Raw genomic sequence first — 16594 nt, 5'->3', positions numbered from 1 at the left:
ACGCGAACGCAGCGACGCGAACGGGCCTGGACGGCACACCCGTCCAGGCCCGTTCCGCGTTCCCGGTGTCCCCAGGACCTTCCCGCGAGGGCGTCAGGCCCTCCTGCGCGACCGCCGCACGACCGCCCCGATCAGCGCCAGCACGACCACGCCACCCCCGATGACCAGCCACGGGGGCTCGTCGTCGCCCGCCGCTGGCGGGGGAGCGGCCGAGGTGTCGACCTGTGCGGGGGCCTCCGCGGTGGTCGGGGCCGGCGGCACGGCGAGGGCCGTCGTGCCGGCCACCGCGCGCACGGTGGAGGACGCCCCCGCGTCCCCGAACTCCGACGCCGACAGCAGCTCCCCGTCCCCGTCGAACGCGAGGGCCTCGCCCTGTGGCTCGTCCGGCAGCGCCACCCGCACCGGATCGCCCTCCAGGGCCTTCGCCAGGTCGCCGTCGGGCACCGGGAACAGGTAGGCGTCGGTGTAGGTGCGCAACGCCGCCACCCGGCCGTCGGCGCTCATCGCACCACCCGTGACCAGGCGCGACACCACCCGGTTGGCCAGCGGGCCGCCCGGCGTGTCCGTGCCGGAGATCGACACCCGCGCCACCTGCTCCAGCGGGGTGGGCGCGTCCTCGGTCAACGCGGACGCGGGCCGGTACACCAGCGCCGAGCCGATCGTTTCCTTCGTGACGATGTGCGGAATTCCCGCGCCGTCGAGCAACAACGCCTCGGCGTCGTGCTTTCCGTCAGGATACGTAAGGCGGTACAAACGTGCCGAGCCGTTCGGGGAAACGGCGTGCAATGCCACCGTCTCCCGCGTCTTGCCGTTGTCGCCGGTGTCCGCCGCCCACAGGGTTCCGTCAGGCGCCAAAGCGAGATCTTCGACGTCGAACGGGTTGATCGACGTGGTGATCGTCCGGGTGATCGCGCATTCCCGGTCCATCACCTGGATCGCGAGTCGGCCGTTGTCGCTGTCGTTCACCGCGAACAGCTCGTCCCCGCGCGCGGCGAGCCCGGACAGCTCCGCCAGCCGCTCGTCGGTCACCTCGCACAGGTCGACGACGGCCGGGTCCGCCTCGGCGGACCCGGCCGTCATCAGCAGACCGAGTGCTACCAGGAGCGCGCGCAAGGGCTCAGGCGCGGCTTCCGTCCACGGCGAACTGCTCCAGCACGCCGGCCAGGTCGGGCCGGACCCGGGCGGACAGCTCGGTGCCCTCCTCGGTGTGCCGCTCCTTGAGCACCTCGCCCTCGCGGTGCACGCGCGCGACGACCTCGCCCCGCGCGTACGGCACGAGCGCCTCCACGACCACCTCGGGCCGCGGCGTCTCCACCGCGATGCGCTCGCGCAGCTCGGCGATGCCCTCGCCGGTGTGCGCGGAGACGAACACCGCGGTAGGGAACAGGTGCCGCAACCGGGCCATGCCCAGCTCGCCCACCGCGTCGACCTTGTTGACCACGAGCAGCTCGTGCGGCATCGGGTCGTCGCGCCGCGACGAGATCTCGCCGATCACCTCGCGCACCGCCGTGACCTGCTTCTCCGGCATCGCGTCGGACCCGTCGACCACGTGGACCAGCAGGTCCGCGTCGGCGACCTCCTCCAGCGTCGACCGGAACGCCTCGACCAGCTGGTGCGGCAGGTGCCGCACGAAGCCGACGGTGTCGGTCAGCGTGTAGGGCAGGCCCTCGGGGGTCTCGGTGCGCCGCGTCGTCGGGTCGAGGGTCGCGAACAGGGCGTCCTGCACCAGCACCCCCGCGCCGGTCAGCGCGTTGAGCAGGCTGGACTTCCCCGCGTTCGTGTAGCCCGCGATGGCGACGTTCGGCACCGAGTTGGCCACGCGGCGGTGCCGCTTGGTCTCCCGGATGACGCCCATGGCGGCGATCTCGCGGCGCAGCTTCGAGATGCGCGCGCGGATGCGCCGGCGGTCGGTCTCCAGCTTCGTCTCACCGGGACCGCGCAGACCCACACCGCCGTTGCCGCCGCCGGCGCGGCCACCGGCCTGCCGGGACAGCGACTCGCCCCAACCGCGCAGGCGCGGCAGCAGGTACTGCAGCTGCGCCATCTCGACCTGGGCCTTGCCCTCCTTGGTCGAGGCGTGCTGGGCGAAGATGTCGAGGATCAGGGCCGTGCGGTCGATGACCTTGACCTTGAGCTTCTCCTCCAGCTGCCGCAGCTGGCCGGGGGACAGCTCGCCGTCGGCGATCACCGTGTCCGCGCCCGTCGAGATGACGATGTCGCGCAGCTCGGCGACCTTGCCGGAGCCGATGTAGGTGGCCGGGTCGGGTCGGTCGCGCCGCTGGACGAGACCTTCGAGGACCTCGGAGCCCGCCGTCTCGGCGAGCAGGGCCAGCTCGGCCAGGGATGCCTCGGAGTCCGCCGCCGTGCCCTCGGTCCACACGCCGACCAGCACGACGCGCTCCAGGCGGAGCTGCCGGTACTCGACCTCGGTGACGTCCTGGAGTTCGGTGGACAGCCCGGCGACGCGCCGCAGCGCCGCGCGCTCTTCGAGAGCGAAGTCGCCGGTGGACAGCTCTTCGTCCTGGTCGAGCCAGTCGGTGGTTCGGTACGTGTTTTCCGTCATTTGCCCTTCATCGTCGCACGTCACCCCGCGGCCGGCCGAGCGGTTAACCGCCCGGGTACACGGCCAGGTAGACGGCCACGCGCTCGCCGTCCGGGTGCGCCGGCTCCTCTGCCAGCTCCAGGAACAACGCCGTGATGCGCCGTTTTAGTTCCTCGGGGTCGGTCCTGAGGACCAGTCGGATCTGCTTGACCGCGTCCACCCCGACCTCCGAGACCTCGCCGAGGAACGCCTGGAGCACGGCCTCCTTGGTGGCCAGCGGCTCGGGGTCCCACCGCAGTCGCCAGGACAGGCCGGTGGACAGGTACGGGACCTCCCGGGCGCCCCGGTTGCCGGCGCGCTCGGCCTGGGGCTCCAGGAAGCCGGTGGCGACGAGCTTCCGCACGTGGTGCAGGGTCGTGGCGGGGTCCTTGCCCAGTCGCTCCGCCAGCTCCTTGTTGGTCATCGGCGTCTCGTGCGTGAGCCGGATGATGCGCAGCCGCACGTCCGAGGCGAGGGCGGCGGCCTGCTCGGCCGTGGCGATCGGTCGCTCCACCGGCCAAGGATACGTGGCCGGTGAATGAGTGATTGACAGTTTCCAATCACTTGCGCGATGCTCCGGGCATGTCCCTCCGGGTCCATCGCGACTTCCGCCTCCTGTGGGTGGGCGACACCGTCAGCCAGTTCGGCGCCACGATCGGTCGCACGGTCCTGCCGCTGCTCGCCGTGGGCGCGCTGGCCGCCACGCCGTTCGAGATGGGCGTGCTCTCCGCCGCGGGCTCGGCCGCGTTCCTGCTGATCGGGCTGCCCGCCGGGGTGTGGGTGGACCGGATGAGCCGCCGTCCCGTCATGCTCGTCGCCGACCTCGCGCGGGCCCTGCTGCTGCTGTCGGTCCCGATCGCCTGGTGGCTCGGCGCGCTCACCCTCGCCCACCTCGTCGTGGTGGCGCTGCTGGCCGGCGCGGCCACGGTCATGTTCGACGTCGCCTACCAGTCGTACCTGCCCGCCCTGGTGGGCCGGGCGCAGCTCGTCGAGGGCAACTCGAAGCTGGAGTCCAGCCGGGCGGTGGCCCAGGTGTCCGGCCCGGCCCTGGCGGGTGGGCTGGCCCAGGCGCTCGGCGCGGCCGTCGGCGTGCTCGCCACCGGCGTCGGCCACCTCGTGTCGGCGCTGTTCCTGCTGCGCATCCGCACCGTCGAGCCGGTGCCGGAGCGCACCGGTCGCACCGGGCTGCGGCACGAGGTCGCCGAGGGCCTGCGGTTCGTGTTCGGGCACCCGTCGCTGCGCGCGATCGTCGCCTGCACGGGCACGTCGAACTTCTTCGGCGGCATCGGCGCGGCGGTCACCGTGCTGTTCCTGGTCCGCGAGCTGGGCCTGTCCGAGGGCGCGGTGGGCCTGCTGCTCAGCGCCGCCGGCGCGGGCGCCGTGCTCGGCGCGGTGACGATGGGCCGGTGGCACGCCCGGTTCGGCCCGATCACGCCGATCTGGCTGTCGGCCCTGGTCACGTTCCCGCTGGGGCTGCTCGTGCCGCTCGGCGCGCCGGACTGGCGGCTCGCGCTCGTCGTCCTCGGCGAGGTCGGCATCGGCTACGGCGTGATCGTCTACAACGTCGCCCAGCTCAGCTACCGGCAGTCGATCTGCCCCGACCACCTGCTCGGCCGGATGAACGCGAGCATCCGGTTCGTGGTGTGGGGCGCGCTGCCACTGGGCGGGCTGGCCGGCGGCGCCCTGGGGGAGGGCATCGGGATCACGCCGACGCTGTGGGTGGCCATGGCGGGGCAGGCGCTCTCGGCGCTGTGGGTGGTGCTGTCACCGCTGCGCCGCGGCCCGGTCCACCACGAGGAGGACGAGGAGGATGTCGTCACGGGGTGACTTCCGGCGGTTCTGGGGCAGCGACGCGGCCAACCAGTTCGGCACGGCGGTCTCGTCGTTCGTGCTGCCGGCGGTGGCGATCGAGGCGCTGGACGCCTCGGAGTTCCAGGTGGGGCTGCTGACCGCGGCCGGGATGGCTGCGTTCCTGGTCGTCGGCCTGCCGGCGGGGGTGCTGGTCGACCGGGTCCGCAAGCGCCCGCTGCTGGTCTGGGGCACCACCGGCCGGGCGCTGCTGCTGGCCACGGTGCCGCTCGCCGGGTGGTTCGGCGGGCTGACGTTCGCCCACCTGGTGCTGGCGGCGCTGCTGGCGGGCGTGCTGACGGTGCTCGTGGACGTCGCCGGCCAGGCGTACCTGCCGGTGCTGGTCGACCGCGACGGGCTGACGGCGGGCAACGCCCGGCTGGTGTCGTCGCAGCAGGTGGCCCGGCTGGTCGGGCGACCGCTCGGCGGACCGCTGGTACAGCTCCTGGGCGGTGCGAACGCCGTGCCGGCGATCAGCGCGTCCTACCTGGCCGCCGCCCTGCTGCTGCGCGGCGTGCGGGCGGTCGAGGAGCCCGCCCCCCGACGCGACCGGGCCCTGTGGACCGAGATGGGGGAGGGGCTGCGGTTCGTGCTCGGGCACCCGCTCCTGCGGCCCATCGCGCTGTGCACGACGTCGTACAACCTGACCCACTCCGTGTGGGGCGCGGTGAACGTGCTGTTCCTGCTGCGCGACCTGGCCCTGTCGCCGACGGCCGCCTCCGCGCTGCTGGGCGCCGGCAGCGCGGGCGGCGCGCTGGTCGGCCTGGCCGCGAGCCGGTTGAGGCGGCTCGGCACGGCCCGGCTGGTGTGGCTGTCGCTGCTGGTCACCCAGCCGTTCTGGCTGCTCGTGCCGCTGACCGCGCCGGACTGGCGGATCGCGTTGTTCGTCGTCGGCACGGCGGTCACCTCGGTGGGCGTCGTCGTCTACGACGTGACCCAGGTGAGCCTGCGCCAGTCGCTGTGCCCGCCCGGCCTCCAGGGCCGGATGAACGCGACCGTCCGCTTCCTCGCCTGGGGCGCGTCGCCGCTGGGCGCGCTGGCCGGCGGCGCGCTCGCCGGGTGGATCGGGGTGCGCGACACGCTGTGGGTCGCCTCGGCGGGCATGGCCCTGTCCGTCCTGTGGGTCCTGCTGTCACCGCTGCGGGCGATGCGGGACGCCCCGGTGATCACTACCGTCGAGCGCCATGGCTGACACCACCGTGCTGCGCGAGGGTCTCCGGTTCGGCGAAGGTCCGCGGCGCGGGCCCGACGGCAGGCTGTTCTACTCGGACTTCTACGCGCACGAGGTGCGCGCCCTCGACCTCGACACCGGTGCCGAGGAGGTCGTCTGCGAGGTGCCCGGACAGCCCTCCGGCCTGGGCTGGCTGCCCGACGGGCGGCTGCTCGTGGTGTCGATGCGCGACCGCCGCGTGCTGCGCCTGGAGGACGGCGACCTCGTCGAGCACGCCGACCTGGGCGACCTCGCCACCTTCCACGCCAACGACATGCTGGTCGACGCGCACGGCCGCGCGTACGTGGGCAACTTCGGCTTCGACCTGCACGGCCTCATCGCCGAGGCGGGCGGCGAGGCGCCCCTGCTCGAACCCGGTTGGGAACCGCCCGGCGCGGCCCTGGCGCTGGTCCGGCCGGACGGGACGGTGTCGCGGGCCGCCGAGGACCTCAAGTTCCCCAACGGCATGGGCCTGCTGCCGGACGGCAGGCTCCTCGTCGCCGAGACCCTGGCGTTCGGCCTGACCGCGTTCGACGTGGCCGACGACGGCACCCTGTCCGGCCGCACCCCGTGGGCGGCGCTGCGCGAGCACGGCATCGCGCCCGACGGCATCGCGGTGGACGCCGACGGCGGCGCGTGGGTCGCGCCCGCGCTCCAGGCGTGCGCGTTCCGGGTCGAGGAGGGCGGCGCCGTCACCCGCCGGGTCGCGACGTCGCAGCCGTGCTTCGCGGTGGCGGTCGTCGGCGACCGGCTCGTCTGCTGCACCGCGCCCACGTCGCAGCCGGAGGTGGTGGCCGGCGCGCACCTGGGCAAGCTGGAGGTGTTCGGCCTCTAGGGGTGCCCGGGAACGCCTAGAGGGCGTCCCACCAGGCCTGGTCGAGTTCGCCGCGGGCGAGCAGGACGGCCGGGCCGGTGATCGTCGCGCCCTCCTCCTCGACCACCACCGACACCTGTCCGCCGAGGACGTCCACAGTGGCCTTGCCGGTGCGCCGACCGGACCCGTGCAGCCACGACGCCACCGCGGCGACGGTGCCCGTGCCGCACGACCGGGTCTCGCCGACGCCGCGCTCGTGCACGCGCATCCGCAGCGCGCCGTCGGCCAGCACGTTGACGAACTCCACGTTCACGCCGTGCGGGAACAGCACCGGGTCGTGGCCGGGCGGGACCTCCAGGTCCAGTTCGCCCACCGGCACCTCGGTCACGCACGCCAGGTGCGGGTTGCCGACGTCCACCGCGACCCCGCCGAACGCGCTGCCGCCGACCGTGGCCGTGCCGGTGCCGGTGACCAGGGCGCGGCCCAGGTCGACGGTCACCGTGCCGTCCGCGTGCGCGACGACCCGTCGTTCACCCGACCGGGTGCCGATGGTGAACTCGCCCGCGGGCACCAGGCCCTCGTCGACCAGGTAGCGGACGAACACCCGCACGCCGTTGCCGCACATCTCGGCGATCGAGCCGTCGGCGTTGCGGTAGTCCATGAACCAGGGGCCGAAGTCGGGGCGCACCACCCGCAGCACGCCGTCCGCGCCCAGGCCGCGCCGCCGGTCGCACAGCACCCGGACCCGCTCCTCGGTGAGGTCCAGCAGGCCCTCGGGATCGGGCAGCACCACGAAGTCGTTCTCGGTGCCGTGGCCCTTCAGGAATTCGACGCCCACGCCCGCCACCTTACGACGTGACGTGCCGCAGCACCTCGTCGGCCAGGTCGGGCGAGGACGCGTCGAACCAGGTGACCCGCCGGTCGCGGCGGAACCACGACCGCTGCCTGCGCACGAAGCGCCGGGTGCCCAGCGCGGTCGCCCCGAACGCCTCCTCGATCGAGTACTCGCCGTCGAACGCGGCCAGCACCTGCTGGTAGCCGAGCGCGCGCGACGCCGTGCGGCCCTCGCGCAGGCCCCTCGCCTCCAGCGCCCGCACCTCCTCGACCAGGCCCGCCTCGAACATCCGGCCGACCCGCCCGTCGACCCGCTCGTCGAGTTCGGCCACCTCCCGGTCCAGGCCGACCAGCACGGTGCCCCAGCGCGCCGGGCCGGGTGTGGGCAGGGTCGCCGAGAACGGCCTGCCGGTCAGCTCGATCACCTCCAGCGCGCGCACCACGCGCCGGGCGTTGGACGGCAGGATCGCCAGGGCCGCGGCCGGGTCGAGCCGCGCCAACCGGCCGTGCAGGGCCTCCGCGCCGGACACCGCGAGCTCCCGCTCCAGCCGGCCGCGGACCCCCTCGTCGGTGCCCGGGAACTCCAGGTCGTCCAGCACGGCCTGCACGTACAGGCCCGAGCCGCCGACCAGCACCGGCGTGCGCCCCTCGGCGAGCAGCCGCTCCACGACGGCGCGCGCGTCCCGCTGGTAGGCGGCCACCGAGGCGGTGTCGGTCACGTCCAGCACGTCGAGCAGGTGGTGGGGCACGCCCCGCCGCTCCTCCTCGGTCACCTTCGCCGTGCCGATGTCCATGCCCCGGTAGAGCTGCATCGCGTCGGCGTTGACCACCTCGCCGCCCAGTGCGACGGCCAGCCGCACGGCCAGGTCGGACTTGCCGGTCGCGGTGGGGCCGACGACCGCGACCGGGACGATCCGTGGGGAGGTGCTCACGGCTCCAGCCTCCCAGACCGCGCCTCCCAGACGGCCCAGTGGTACCCCACGCCGTAGGGGGCCAGGAACGCCGAGCGGGTGCACCGCCACGCGCCCGGCACGGCCGCCGCGACCTGCCACGCGGCCCGCCCGCCCGCACCCAGGTCGGCCGCCAGCACCGGGTCCAGCGCCCGCAGCGCGCCCCGGTCCGCCGAGGCCAGCGCGCGGCCCACCCCCTCGTCGAACGCGCCCGCCCGGTCGTCGGCCCGCCCCACGGCGTGCTCGCCGTGCCGGTGCGACCCGTCGCCGAGGACGAGCAGGGCGGAGGCGCCCGCGAGCCGCGCCCCGAGCGCCGCGCAGTCGCTCTCGGGCAGGTCGGGGGGCACCAGGTGGACGCTCACCCGGCGCGCTCCGGCACGTTCCCGCAACCAGCCGGCGATCAGGGCGGGCAGCGGGAGGTCGTCCTCCGCCCGGGACGCGCCCTCGGTGAGCGACACCGGCACGTCCACCCCGAACGCGTGGAAGCTGCCGGTCACGTCCTCCACCACCCGCGGCCCGGAGGGGTCCGCGGCGACGGCCAGCCACTCGTCCGAGCAAGCCGCGAGGTCCCGTGCCGCGGCCAGGGTCGCCGCCCGCACCGGCTCGGTCTCCACCGCCGCGCCGGCGACCAGTTCGGGCACCAGCAGCGGGGGGTGCGGCACGACCGCGAGTCGCGAGATCATGGCGGCCCACGCTACCGATCGGCCACCACAGGTACCGATGCGAGCCCTGACCTGTTTGAATGCGCGCGAGGTACTGGCGACCCTTCGGGTGGGTCGCGCGGTACCCGGGTGCTGGGCCCCGCCGCTGGCGGGGCGCCCGTGGTCGGCACGGGCACCACGAAGTGGGCAGGCGAGGAGGAAGCCGGCGATGACGGAGCACGAGACGACACCGGAAGCCACTGGTGACAGTGGTGCGGGGGCGGTGGTGGTCGAGGAGACCAGGGCGGCGGCTGTGCCGGTGACGACGCCGCCGCAGGTCCCCGTGGCGTCGGACCACCCTGACCGCTGGGGGCGCGTGGACGAGGACGGCACCGTCTACGTGAAGACGGCCGACGGCGAGCGCGTCGTCGGCTCGTGGCAGGCGGGCGAGCCCGCGGAGGGCCTCGCGCACTTCGCCCGCCGGTTCGACGACATCCGCACCGAGGTCGAGTTGCTGGTGACGCGGCTGACCTCCGGCGCGGGCGACCCCAAGCACGCGATGACCAGCGCCAAGCACGTCCAGGAGAGCCTGGCCGAGGCGGCGGTGGTCGGCGACCTCGCGGCGCTGGCGGCCCGTGTCGAGCACGTGCTCGCGCTGGCCGAGCAGGGCATGGAGGCCGCCAAGGCCGCCAAGGACGAGGCGCGCGCCGCGGCCGGGGCCCGCAAGCTGGAGCTGGTCGAGGAAGCCGAGGCGCTGGCCGAGGAGTCGACGCAGTGGAAGGCCTCCGGCGACCGGTTGCGGCAGATCCTGGAGGAGTGGAAGACCATCCGGGGGGTGGACCGCAAGACCGACGAGCAGCTGTGGCGTCGGTTCTCCAAGGCGCGGGACGCGTTCAACCGCCGGCGGGGCTCGCACTTCGCCGACCTCGACCGGCAGCGGGGCGTCGCCAAGAACCGCAAGCAGGAGCTGGTCGAGGAGGCCGAGAAGCTCGTCGAGTCCGACGACTGGGGCCCCACGGCCGGCCGGTACAAGGACCTGATGGTCGAGTGGAAGGCCGCCGGGCGCGCCCCCAAGGAGGCCGACGACGCGTTGTGGCAGCGGTTCCGCGCCGCCCAGGACGCGTTCTTCGCCCGGCGCTCCGAGGCGTTCAGCGAGCGTGACGCCGAGTTCGCGACCAACGCGAAGCTGAAGGAGGAGCTGCTCGCCGAGGCGGAGCGCATCGACCCGTCCGGCGACCTGGAGACCGCCCGCCAGCAGCTCTACAAGATCCAGGAGCGGTGGGACGCGATCGGCAAGGTCCCGCGCGAGCGCATCCGCGACCTGGAGGGCAAGCTCCGCGCGATCGAGGAGCGGGTCCGCGGCGCGGTCGACGCCCAGTGGCGCCGGTCCGACCCGGAGGCCGAGGCCCGCGTCGCGCAGTTCCGCGAGCGCGTCGAGCAGTTCGAGGCCCAGGCCGAGAAGGCCCGTTCGGCGGGCGACAAGCGCCGGGCCGAGCAGGCCGAGGCCCAGGCCAAGCAGTGGCGCGAGTGGCTGGCCGCCGCCGAGCAGGCGGTCGCCTCCCGCTAGCCGGAGGTCGGCGCGCCGGTCCCCGCACCGCTCGTGCGGGGACCGGCGCCCACGCCACCGCGCCCGCCGCCGCGGTCGCGAAGCCCCGCCGCGCAGGCGGACCACCCGGTAGCCGAAGCCGAACGCGCCGGTCAGTGCGCGGGCCACCGCTCCAGCGGGTCCACGGCCTCACCGGAATCGCGCAGGGCACCGGCCGGCGCCGGCATCACCGCATCTCGGGCCGCGACGCCGCCAGCGCCAGCCACTTCACCAGCAGCACGACGACCGCCACCACGGCGATGACCAGCCCGATGCCCGGACCCGGTCCCGGCGCGTGGCCGGTCGTGGTCTGCGTCGTCCAGATCGACAGCACGCCCGCCACGGACGCGGCGAACCCCGCCAGCGCGGACGTCCACGCCAGCACCCACCGCCGCAGGGCCAGGGTCAGCGCGGGCAGCAGCACGCCCGCCACGAGCGCCGCGTAGCCGAACACCTTCGGCAGCGCGGGCGCGTCGCCGAACAGCACGCCCAGCCCCTGCTCCCCGTCCACCCAGGGCAGCACCAGGGACACCAGGACCGCCAGCACCGCCGCGGCGATCGTCAGGGCACCCCGGCCGGGGTCGACGCGCCTGGCCGCCGAGCGGCCCACGCCGTTGATCTCCTCGCGCAGCCGCGACAGGTCCTCCGGTTCGCCGTTCACCCGACCGAGCACCCGCCCACGGCCGCGGGCAGCGGGGCGGGCGTGCCGAACGACGGCAGGCCCAGCGTCACGCCCGGCGTCTTCGGCTTCAGGCCCGCCTCGGACCGGTCGCCCGCCCTCGTGCGGCGGTGCGACAGCAGCGGGCCGTCCGCGATCAGGTTGTGCGGCGCGCCGTAGGTGACCACGGTCTCGACCACGTCGCCGGGGCGCACGCGCGCGTCACCGGGCGTGAAGTGCACCAGGCGGCCGTCGCGGGCGCGCCCGGTCATCCGGTTGGTCTCGGTGTCCTTGCGGCCCTCGCCCGAGGCGACCAGCAGCTCGACCCGCCGGCCGACCTGCGCGCGGTTCTCCTCGTGCGCGATCTCGTTGACCAGGGTCACCAGCCGGTCGTAGCGCTCCTGCACGACCTGCTTGGGCAGCTGGTCGGGCAGCTCGGCGGCGGGCGTGCCGGGGCGCTTGGAGTACTGGAAGGTGAACGCGGAGGAGAACCGGGACTCGCGCACCACGTCCAGGGTGGCCTGGAAGTCCTCCTCGGTCTCACCGGGGAAGCCGACGATGATGTCGGTGGTGATGGCCGCGTCCGGCATGGCCGAGCGCACCTCGTCCAGGATGGACAGGTACTTCGCGGTCCGGTAGGAGCGGCGCATCTCCTTGAGCAGCCGGTCCGAGCCCGACTGGAGCGGCATGTGCAGCTGGTGGCACACGGCGGGCGTCTCGGCCATCGCCGCGATCACGTCGGAGGTGAAGTCCTTGGGGTGCGGCGAGGTGAACCGGACCCGCTCCAGCCCGTCGATGCCGCCGGTGGCGCGCAGCAGCTTGCCGAACGCGAACCGGTCGCCGAACTCGACGCCGTAGGAGTTCACGTTCTGCCCGAGCAGGGTGACCTCCAGCACGCCCTCGTCGACCAGGGCCCGCACCTCGGCCAGCACCTCGCCGGGCCTGCGGTCCTTCTCCTTGCCGCGCAGCGACGGGACGATGCAGAACGTGCACGTGTTGTTGCACCCGACCGACACCGACACCCAGCCCGAGTAGGCCGAGTCGCGTCGGGCGGGCAGCGTCGAGGGGAACGTCTCCAGGGAGTCGAGGATCTCGACCTGGGCCTCCCGGTTGTGCCGGGCGCGCTCCAGCAGCACCGGCAGCGAGCCGATGTTGTGCGTGCCGAAGACCACGTCCACCCACGGGGCGCGCCTGACGATCTCGTGCTGGTCCTTCTGGGCGAGGCACCCGCCGACGGCGATCTGCATGTCGGGGTTCGCGGTCTTGGCGGGCGCGAGGTGCCCCAGGGTGCCGTACAGCTTGTTGTCGGCGTTCTCGCGGACGGCGCAGGTGTTGAACACGACCACGTCGGGGGCGGTGTCGCCCTCGGCAGGCGCGTAGCCCGCGTCCTCCAGCATGCCGGCGAGGCGTTCGGAGTCGTGCACGTTCATCTGGCAACCGAACGTGCGGATCTGGTAACTGCGGGTCACTGCACCTAGTCCTTCCGTCGGGTCCAGGGTAGAGGCCGGTCGTGCGACGATGCGCGGGTGTCGGGAACGCTGCTGCGCTTGCACGCGGTGGGGGCCGCCTTGGTCCTCGCCGCCCTGTCGTCGACCGCGTGCGGTGACGACTTCGACCAGGTCGAGCTCACCGTCGCGGCGGGGAGCCCGGTCGGGGTCTACGCCAAGTTGAGCACGGCCCTGGCCGACGCGTGGACCCGGGACCCGGGCATCCCGCGTCCCCGGGTGGCCGAGACGTCCGGATCGGTCGACAACCTCCAGCGGCTGCGGGGCGGCCAGGCGCAGGTCGGCTTCTCGGCGGCGGACGCGGCGGCGGACGCGGTGGCCGCCGCGGTGGCGGGCAGGGCGGGGGCCGGGACGGTGGTCCCGGGCACGGGCGGTGCCGACCACGAGCTGTACGCGCTGGCCCGGATGCACGACGACTACCTCCAACTGGTCGTGCGCGACGACATCCCGGCCACGAAGCTGTCGGAGCTCAAGGGCATGCGGGTGAGCCTCGGCGCGCAGGACTCGGGCGTGCGGCTCATCGCGCAGCGACTGCTGGCCTCGGCCGGCATGTCGATCGACGACCTCCAGCCCAGCTACCACGACCTCCAGGCCAGCGCCGACCGGATGCGCGACGGGGCGCTCGACGCGTTCTTCTGGTCCGGCGGCGTGCCCACCGACGCGGTCACCACCCTCGCCGCCACGGTGAAGCTGCGCATGCTCGACCTCGGCGACGTGCTGCCCGACCTGCGCCGCGCCTACCCGGTCTACGGCTCGGCGACGCTGCCCGCGTCGGCCTACCAGCTCGGCGGCGGCCCGGTCGTCACGCTCGTCGTGCGCAACTTCCTGCTGGTCAACGACACGATGTCGGACGACGTGGCGGAAGCCCTGGTCAGGGGTCTGTTCGCGGCCCAGCCGGCGCTGGTCGCGGCCAGCCCGGTGGCCAGGTCGATAGAGGTCCGCTCGGCGATCGAGACCACGCCGGTCGAGCTGCACCCCGGCGCGATGCGCTACTACCGCGACGTGAAGGTCTGACCGCGGGCGCGTCACACGGCGGGGAACCCCACCTCCACCCGCAGCCCGCCGCCGGGCGGGGACGTCAACCGGACCGTGCCGCCGACGCGTTCCACGATCTGCCGCACCAGCGCGAGCCCCAGGCCCGAGCCCTGCACGTTCTGGTGCGCGGGGCTGCGCCAGAACCGGTCCGTGGCCCGTTCCAGCTCCTCGGGGGCCAGGCCGGGTCCCTCGTCCCGCACGGCGATGCGCACCACCCCGTCCCGCCGGCGCACGTCGACGTGGACGAGGGTGCCGTCGGAGGTGAACTTCAGCGCGTTGTCCAGCAGCGCGTCGAGCACCGTCTCCACACCGCGCGGCGGGACCAGGGCGGTGCCGCCGGGCTCCCCGTCGAGCACCAGGTGCACCTCGCGGGCCGCCGCGGCGGGCTGCCACGCGGTCAGCCGCCCCGCCACGGCCCGGTCCACGTCCACCGGCACCGGGTCCACCGACGGCGCGCCCGCGCGGGCCATCGACAGCAGCTCGTCGAGGATGCGGTTGAGCCGGTTGGTCTCGTCCAGCGCCGCCGCCTGGTGCTGGACCCCCTCGCCCACCACGTGCCCTTCCAGGTTGGACAGACGCAGCTTCAGGGCGGTCAACGGGTTGCGCAGCTGGTGCGAGGCGTCCGCCACGAACGCCCGCTGCGCGGCCAGCACGTCGCCCACGTTGGCGGCCATCTGGTCGAACGAGCGCGACAGCTGGCGCAGCTCCGGCGGGCCGTCCGACGCGCCCACCGGCGCCGCCGGCTGCCCCGACACCACCGCCGCGAGCAGCGCGCCCGTCGCGTCGTCGAGCCGCTTCACCGGCCGCAGCGTCCAGCGCACCAGCGGCAGTGCCGCGAACACCGCCGCGACCAGCACCAACATGCTCGCGACCAGGATCACCGTCCACCACACCAGCACCTCGGTGCGGGTCTTCGAGGTCGGCGAGAACGTCACCACCGCGCCCTGGACCTCACCCGCCTCCAGCACCGGCTCGGCCAGCACCAGCTCCGAGGAGTCCCACGGCACGATCAGGTCCGGCGCAGCCGGCTGCCGACCCGCCAGGGCGCTCCTGACCAGGTCGGACACCTCCTCCGAGGTGACGTCGACGACCCCCGCCGAGGCCACCACCTGCCCGTCCCGGCCGAGCAGCGCGACCCGGATGCCGTACAGCTCGTGGTAGCGGCGCAGCTCGCTCTCCAGCACCCACGGCTGGTCGTCGATGAACGGCCGCTGCGCCACGGACGCGAACCGGGTGGTGTCGGTGAGCCGGTCCAGGAACATCTCCTGCTGCTCCGTCTGCGCCACCCCGCGCCCGAGCGGCACGCCCATCCCGACCAGCACGATGACGACCAGCGTCAGCACGATCCCCAGCAGTCGCGACCGCACTCAGCCCCCGCCCAACCGGTACCCGACCCCGCGCACCGTCTCCAGCAGCGACGGGCGCCCGAGCTTCGTGCGCAGCGTCGCCACGTGCACGTCGAGCGTCCGGTTGGCGCCGGCCCACGTGCGCCCCCACACCTCCGCCAGGATGCGCTCGCGGGTGCACACCGCGCCGCCGGCCGCGACCACCAGGGCCAGCACCTGGAACTCCTTGCGCGACAACGCCACGGGTTCACCCGCCACGGTGACCTCGTGCCGGGCCAGGTCGACCCGCACGTCGGCCGCCTCGAACACCTCGGTGCCCGTCCCGCCCGCGCCGACCGGGTCGCCGCGCCGCCGCCTCACGGCGTGCACGCGGGCCACCAGCTCGCCCACGTCGTACGGCTTGACCAGGTAGTCGTCCGCGCCGGCGTGCAGGCCGAGGATGCGGTCGTCGATCTCGCCCCGGGCCGACACCACGATGATCGCCACGTCGCTGGCCGCCCGGATGTGCCGGCACAGCGTGACACCGTCCACATCGGGCAGGCCCAGGTCCAGCAGCACGACGTCGACCCCGGCCAGTCGATCGAGTGTCCCCCGACCGGTCGCCTGTCGATCGACGCTGAAGCCGCGCCGGGTCAGCGCGGGCACCAGCGCTTCCGCCACGCGGTCGTCGTCCTCGACCAGCAGCACGCGCACCGTGGGGCCTCCTGATAAGTGTCGCCACCCTGTGACAGAGTTGAGACCCTAAGTCTTGCTCAATCGCCTGGACTGGTGTGGTGATTCACACCTAGGTTTCCGCCATCGCTCAGGAACCCCCTACTGGAGGACTGATGACCGCCGCCACTCCTGCTCCGCCCATGATCCGGATGGCGGGCGTGGACAAGTTCTTCGGCCCCTTGCACGTCCTCAAGGACGTGACGCTGGAGGTGCCGAAGGGCCAGGTAGTCGTCGTGCTGGGCCCCTCGGGCTCGGGCAAGTCCACGCTGTGCCGGACGATCAACCGCCTGGAGCCGATCAACTCGGGCGTCATCGAGTTGGACGGCCAGCCGCTGCCCGCGGAGGGCAAGGAACTCGCCCGGCTGCGCGCCGATGTGGGAATGGTGTTCCAGTCTTTTAACCTGTTCGCCCACAAGAGCATCGTCGACAACGTGATGCTCGCGCCCGTGAAGGTCCGCAGGACCCCGGCCGCCCAGGCCCGCAAGACGGCCATGGAGCTGCTGGAGCGGGTGGGCATCGCGAACCAGGCCGAGAAGTACCCGGCCCAGTTGTCCGGTGGGCAGCAGCAGCGCGTGGCGATCGCGCGCGCCCTGGCGATGCGCCCGAAGGTGATGCTGTTCGACGAGCCGACCTCCGCACTCGACCCCGAGATGGTGCAGGAGGTGCTGGACGTGATGACCACGCTGGCCAAGGAGGGCATGACCATGCTCGTGGTCACCCACGAGATGGGCTTCGCCCGCAAGGCCGCGGACCGCGTGATCTTCATGGCCGACGGCGAGGTCGTCGAGGACTCGACGCCGGAGGCGTTCTTCTCCGCGCCGAAGTCCAACCGCGCGAAGGACTTCCTTGGCAAGATCCTGACCCACTGAAGTC

Annotated in this window: 16 protein-coding genes; 6 read left to right on the top strand and 10 right to left on the bottom strand. The window is 73.8% G+C overall.

Going from position 1 to position 16594, the window contains the following annotated elements:
* Positions 1-93: 93 nt before the first annotated feature.
* Genes CKY47_RS17560 through CKY47_RS17550 form a run of 3 tightly spaced genes read right to left on the bottom strand, consistent with a single transcriptional unit; the run spans position 94 to position 3095 of the window.
* Positions 94-1080 carry an LPXTG cell wall anchor domain-containing protein gene (locus CKY47_RS17560; RefSeq protein ID WP_306746921.1) on the bottom strand — a complete coding sequence of 329 codons (987 nt, stop codon included), beginning with the start codon at positions 1078-1080 and terminating at the stop codon, positions 94-96.
* A gap of 37 nt (positions 1081-1117) precedes the next feature.
* Positions 1118-2563 (bottom strand): GTPase HflX, encoded by a 1446-nt coding sequence (gene hflX / locus CKY47_RS17555; protein WP_306746920.1) that lies wholly within the window; start codon positions 2561-2563, stop codon positions 1118-1120.
* 43 nt (positions 2564-2606) lie between these two features.
* Entirely contained in the window at positions 2607-3095 is a 489-nt protein-coding gene (locus tag CKY47_RS17550) for an ArsR/SmtB family transcription factor (RefSeq protein WP_306746919.1), read from the bottom strand.
* Positions 3096-3163: 68 nt separating this feature from the next.
* Here CKY47_RS17550 and CKY47_RS17545 point away from each other — a divergent pair, with 68 nt between their 5' ends.
* From CKY47_RS17545 to CKY47_RS17535, 3 genes are read left to right on the top strand one after another with little or no spacing between them, the layout of a single operon-like run.
* Complete coding sequence (locus CKY47_RS17545) at positions 3164-4408, top strand: MFS transporter (RefSeq protein ID WP_306746918.1); 1245 nt, start codon at positions 3164-3166, stop codon at positions 4406-4408.
* The gene (locus CKY47_RS17540) at positions 4392-5621 is read left to right on the top strand and encodes an MFS transporter (protein ID WP_306746917.1); all 1230 of its coding nucleotides are present in this window, start codon (positions 4392-4394) and stop codon (positions 5619-5621) included. Before CKY47_RS17545 ends, CKY47_RS17540 begins: the two co-directional genes overlap by 17 nt.
* Positions 5614-6474, top strand: a complete 861-nt coding sequence (locus CKY47_RS17535; protein ID WP_306746916.1) for an SMP-30/gluconolactonase/LRE family protein — start codon at positions 5614-5616, stop codon at positions 6472-6474. Before CKY47_RS17540 ends, CKY47_RS17535 begins: the two co-directional genes overlap by 8 nt.
* 16 nt (positions 6475-6490) lie before the next feature.
* Here CKY47_RS17535 and dapF read toward each other — a convergent pair whose 3' ends face one another.
* The 3 genes from dapF to CKY47_RS17520 are packed head-to-tail and all read right to left on the bottom strand — an operon-like array spanning position 6491 to position 8920.
* Complete coding sequence (dapF, locus tag CKY47_RS17530) at positions 6491-7291, bottom strand: diaminopimelate epimerase (protein ID WP_306746915.1); 801 nt, start codon at positions 7289-7291, stop codon at positions 6491-6493.
* A 10-nt stretch (positions 7292-7301) separates the two neighbouring features.
* The gene (miaA, locus tag CKY47_RS17525) at positions 7302-8219 is read right to left on the bottom strand and encodes a tRNA (adenosine(37)-N6)-dimethylallyltransferase MiaA (RefSeq protein WP_371320688.1); all 918 of its coding nucleotides are present in this window, start codon (positions 8217-8219) and stop codon (positions 7302-7304) included.
* Positions 8216-8920 (bottom strand): class III extradiol ring-cleavage dioxygenase family protein, encoded by a 705-nt coding sequence (locus CKY47_RS17520; RefSeq protein WP_306746914.1) that lies wholly within the window; start codon positions 8918-8920, stop codon positions 8216-8218. The genes miaA and CKY47_RS17520 overlap by 4 nt, the downstream gene beginning before the upstream one ends.
* Before the next feature lie 187 nt (positions 8921-9107).
* On the opposite strand from CKY47_RS17520, the gene CKY47_RS17515 reads away from it, so the two are divergent.
* Positions 9108-10445, top strand: a complete 1338-nt coding sequence (locus CKY47_RS17515; RefSeq protein ID WP_306746913.1) for a DUF349 domain-containing protein — start codon at positions 9108-9110, stop codon at positions 10443-10445.
* Positions 10446-10650: 205 nt separating this feature from the next.
* Here the strand turns inward: CKY47_RS17515 and CKY47_RS17510 are convergent, their stop codons facing one another.
* Entirely contained in the window at positions 10651-11124 is a 474-nt protein-coding gene (locus tag CKY47_RS17510; protein WP_306746912.1) for an Rv2732c family membrane protein, read from the bottom strand.
* Positions 11121-12590, bottom strand: coding sequence for a tRNA (N6-isopentenyl adenosine(37)-C2)-methylthiotransferase MiaB (gene miaB / locus CKY47_RS17505; protein WP_306746911.1), 1470 nt, complete (start codon positions 12588-12590; stop codon positions 11121-11123). Before miaB ends, CKY47_RS17510 begins: the two co-directional genes overlap by 4 nt.
* A 57-nt stretch (positions 12591-12647) precedes the next feature.
* On the opposite strand from miaB, the gene CKY47_RS17500 reads away from it, so the two are divergent.
* A complete protein-coding gene (locus CKY47_RS17500; RefSeq protein ID WP_306746910.1) occupies positions 12648-13640 on the top strand; it encodes a TAXI family TRAP transporter solute-binding subunit in 993 nt (330 codons plus the stop codon).
* Between the two features lie 11 nt (positions 13641-13651).
* Here the strand turns inward: CKY47_RS17500 and CKY47_RS17495 are convergent, their stop codons facing one another.
* Together CKY47_RS17495 and CKY47_RS17490 are read right to left on the bottom strand one after the other, a co-directional pair.
* Entirely contained in the window at positions 13652-15028 is a 1377-nt protein-coding gene (locus CKY47_RS17495) for a sensor histidine kinase (protein WP_306746909.1), read from the bottom strand.
* Positions 15029-15700, bottom strand: a complete 672-nt coding sequence (locus CKY47_RS17490; protein WP_306746908.1) for a response regulator transcription factor — start codon at positions 15698-15700, stop codon at positions 15029-15031.
* A gap of 161 nt (positions 15701-15861) precedes the next feature.
* Between CKY47_RS17490 and CKY47_RS17485 the strand changes: the two genes are divergently transcribed.
* Entirely contained in the window at positions 15862-16590 is a 729-nt protein-coding gene (locus CKY47_RS17485) for an amino acid ABC transporter ATP-binding protein (RefSeq protein ID WP_306747216.1), read from the top strand.
* The last annotated feature ends 4 nt before the right edge of the window (positions 16591-16594 follow it).

The organism is Saccharothrix longispora, from assembly GCF_030852425.1.
GTDB classification, from domain to species: Bacteria; Actinomycetota; Actinomycetes; order Mycobacteriales; family Pseudonocardiaceae; genus Actinosynnema; species Actinosynnema longispora.
Note: the sequence above shows the minus strand (reverse complement) of the source record. Positions and strands in the feature narration are given on the sequence as shown.

Bases quoted from the DNA above. Each gene is read 5' to 3' on its own strand.
- CKY47_RS17560 (WP_306746921.1), bottom strand. From the start codon at position 1,080: ATGACGGCCGGGTCCGCCGAGGCGGACCCGGCCGTCGTCGACCTGTGC.
- hflX (WP_306746920.1), bottom strand. From the start codon at position 2,563: ATGACGGAAAACACGTACCGAACCACCGACTGGCTCGACCAGGACGAA.
- CKY47_RS17545 (WP_306746918.1), top strand. From the start codon at position 3,164: ATGTCCCTCCGGGTCCATCGCGACTTCCGCCTCCTGTGGGTGGGCGAC.
- CKY47_RS17540 (WP_306746917.1), top strand. From the start codon at position 4,392: ATGTCGTCACGGGGTGACTTCCGGCGGTTCTGGGGCAGCGACGCGGCC.
- CKY47_RS17535 (WP_306746916.1), top strand. From the start codon at position 5,614: ATGGCTGACACCACCGTGCTGCGCGAGGGTCTCCGGTTCGGCGAAGGT.
- CKY47_RS17520 (WP_306746914.1), bottom strand. From the start codon at position 8,920: ATGATCTCGCGACTCGCGGTCGTGCCGCACCCCCCGCTGCTGGTGCCC.
- CKY47_RS17515 (WP_306746913.1), top strand. From the start codon at position 9,108: ATGACGGAGCACGAGACGACACCGGAAGCCACTGGTGACAGTGGTGCG.
- CKY47_RS17485 (WP_306747216.1), top strand. From the start codon at position 15,862: ATGATCCGGATGGCGGGCGTGGACAAGTTCTTCGGCCCCTTGCACGTC.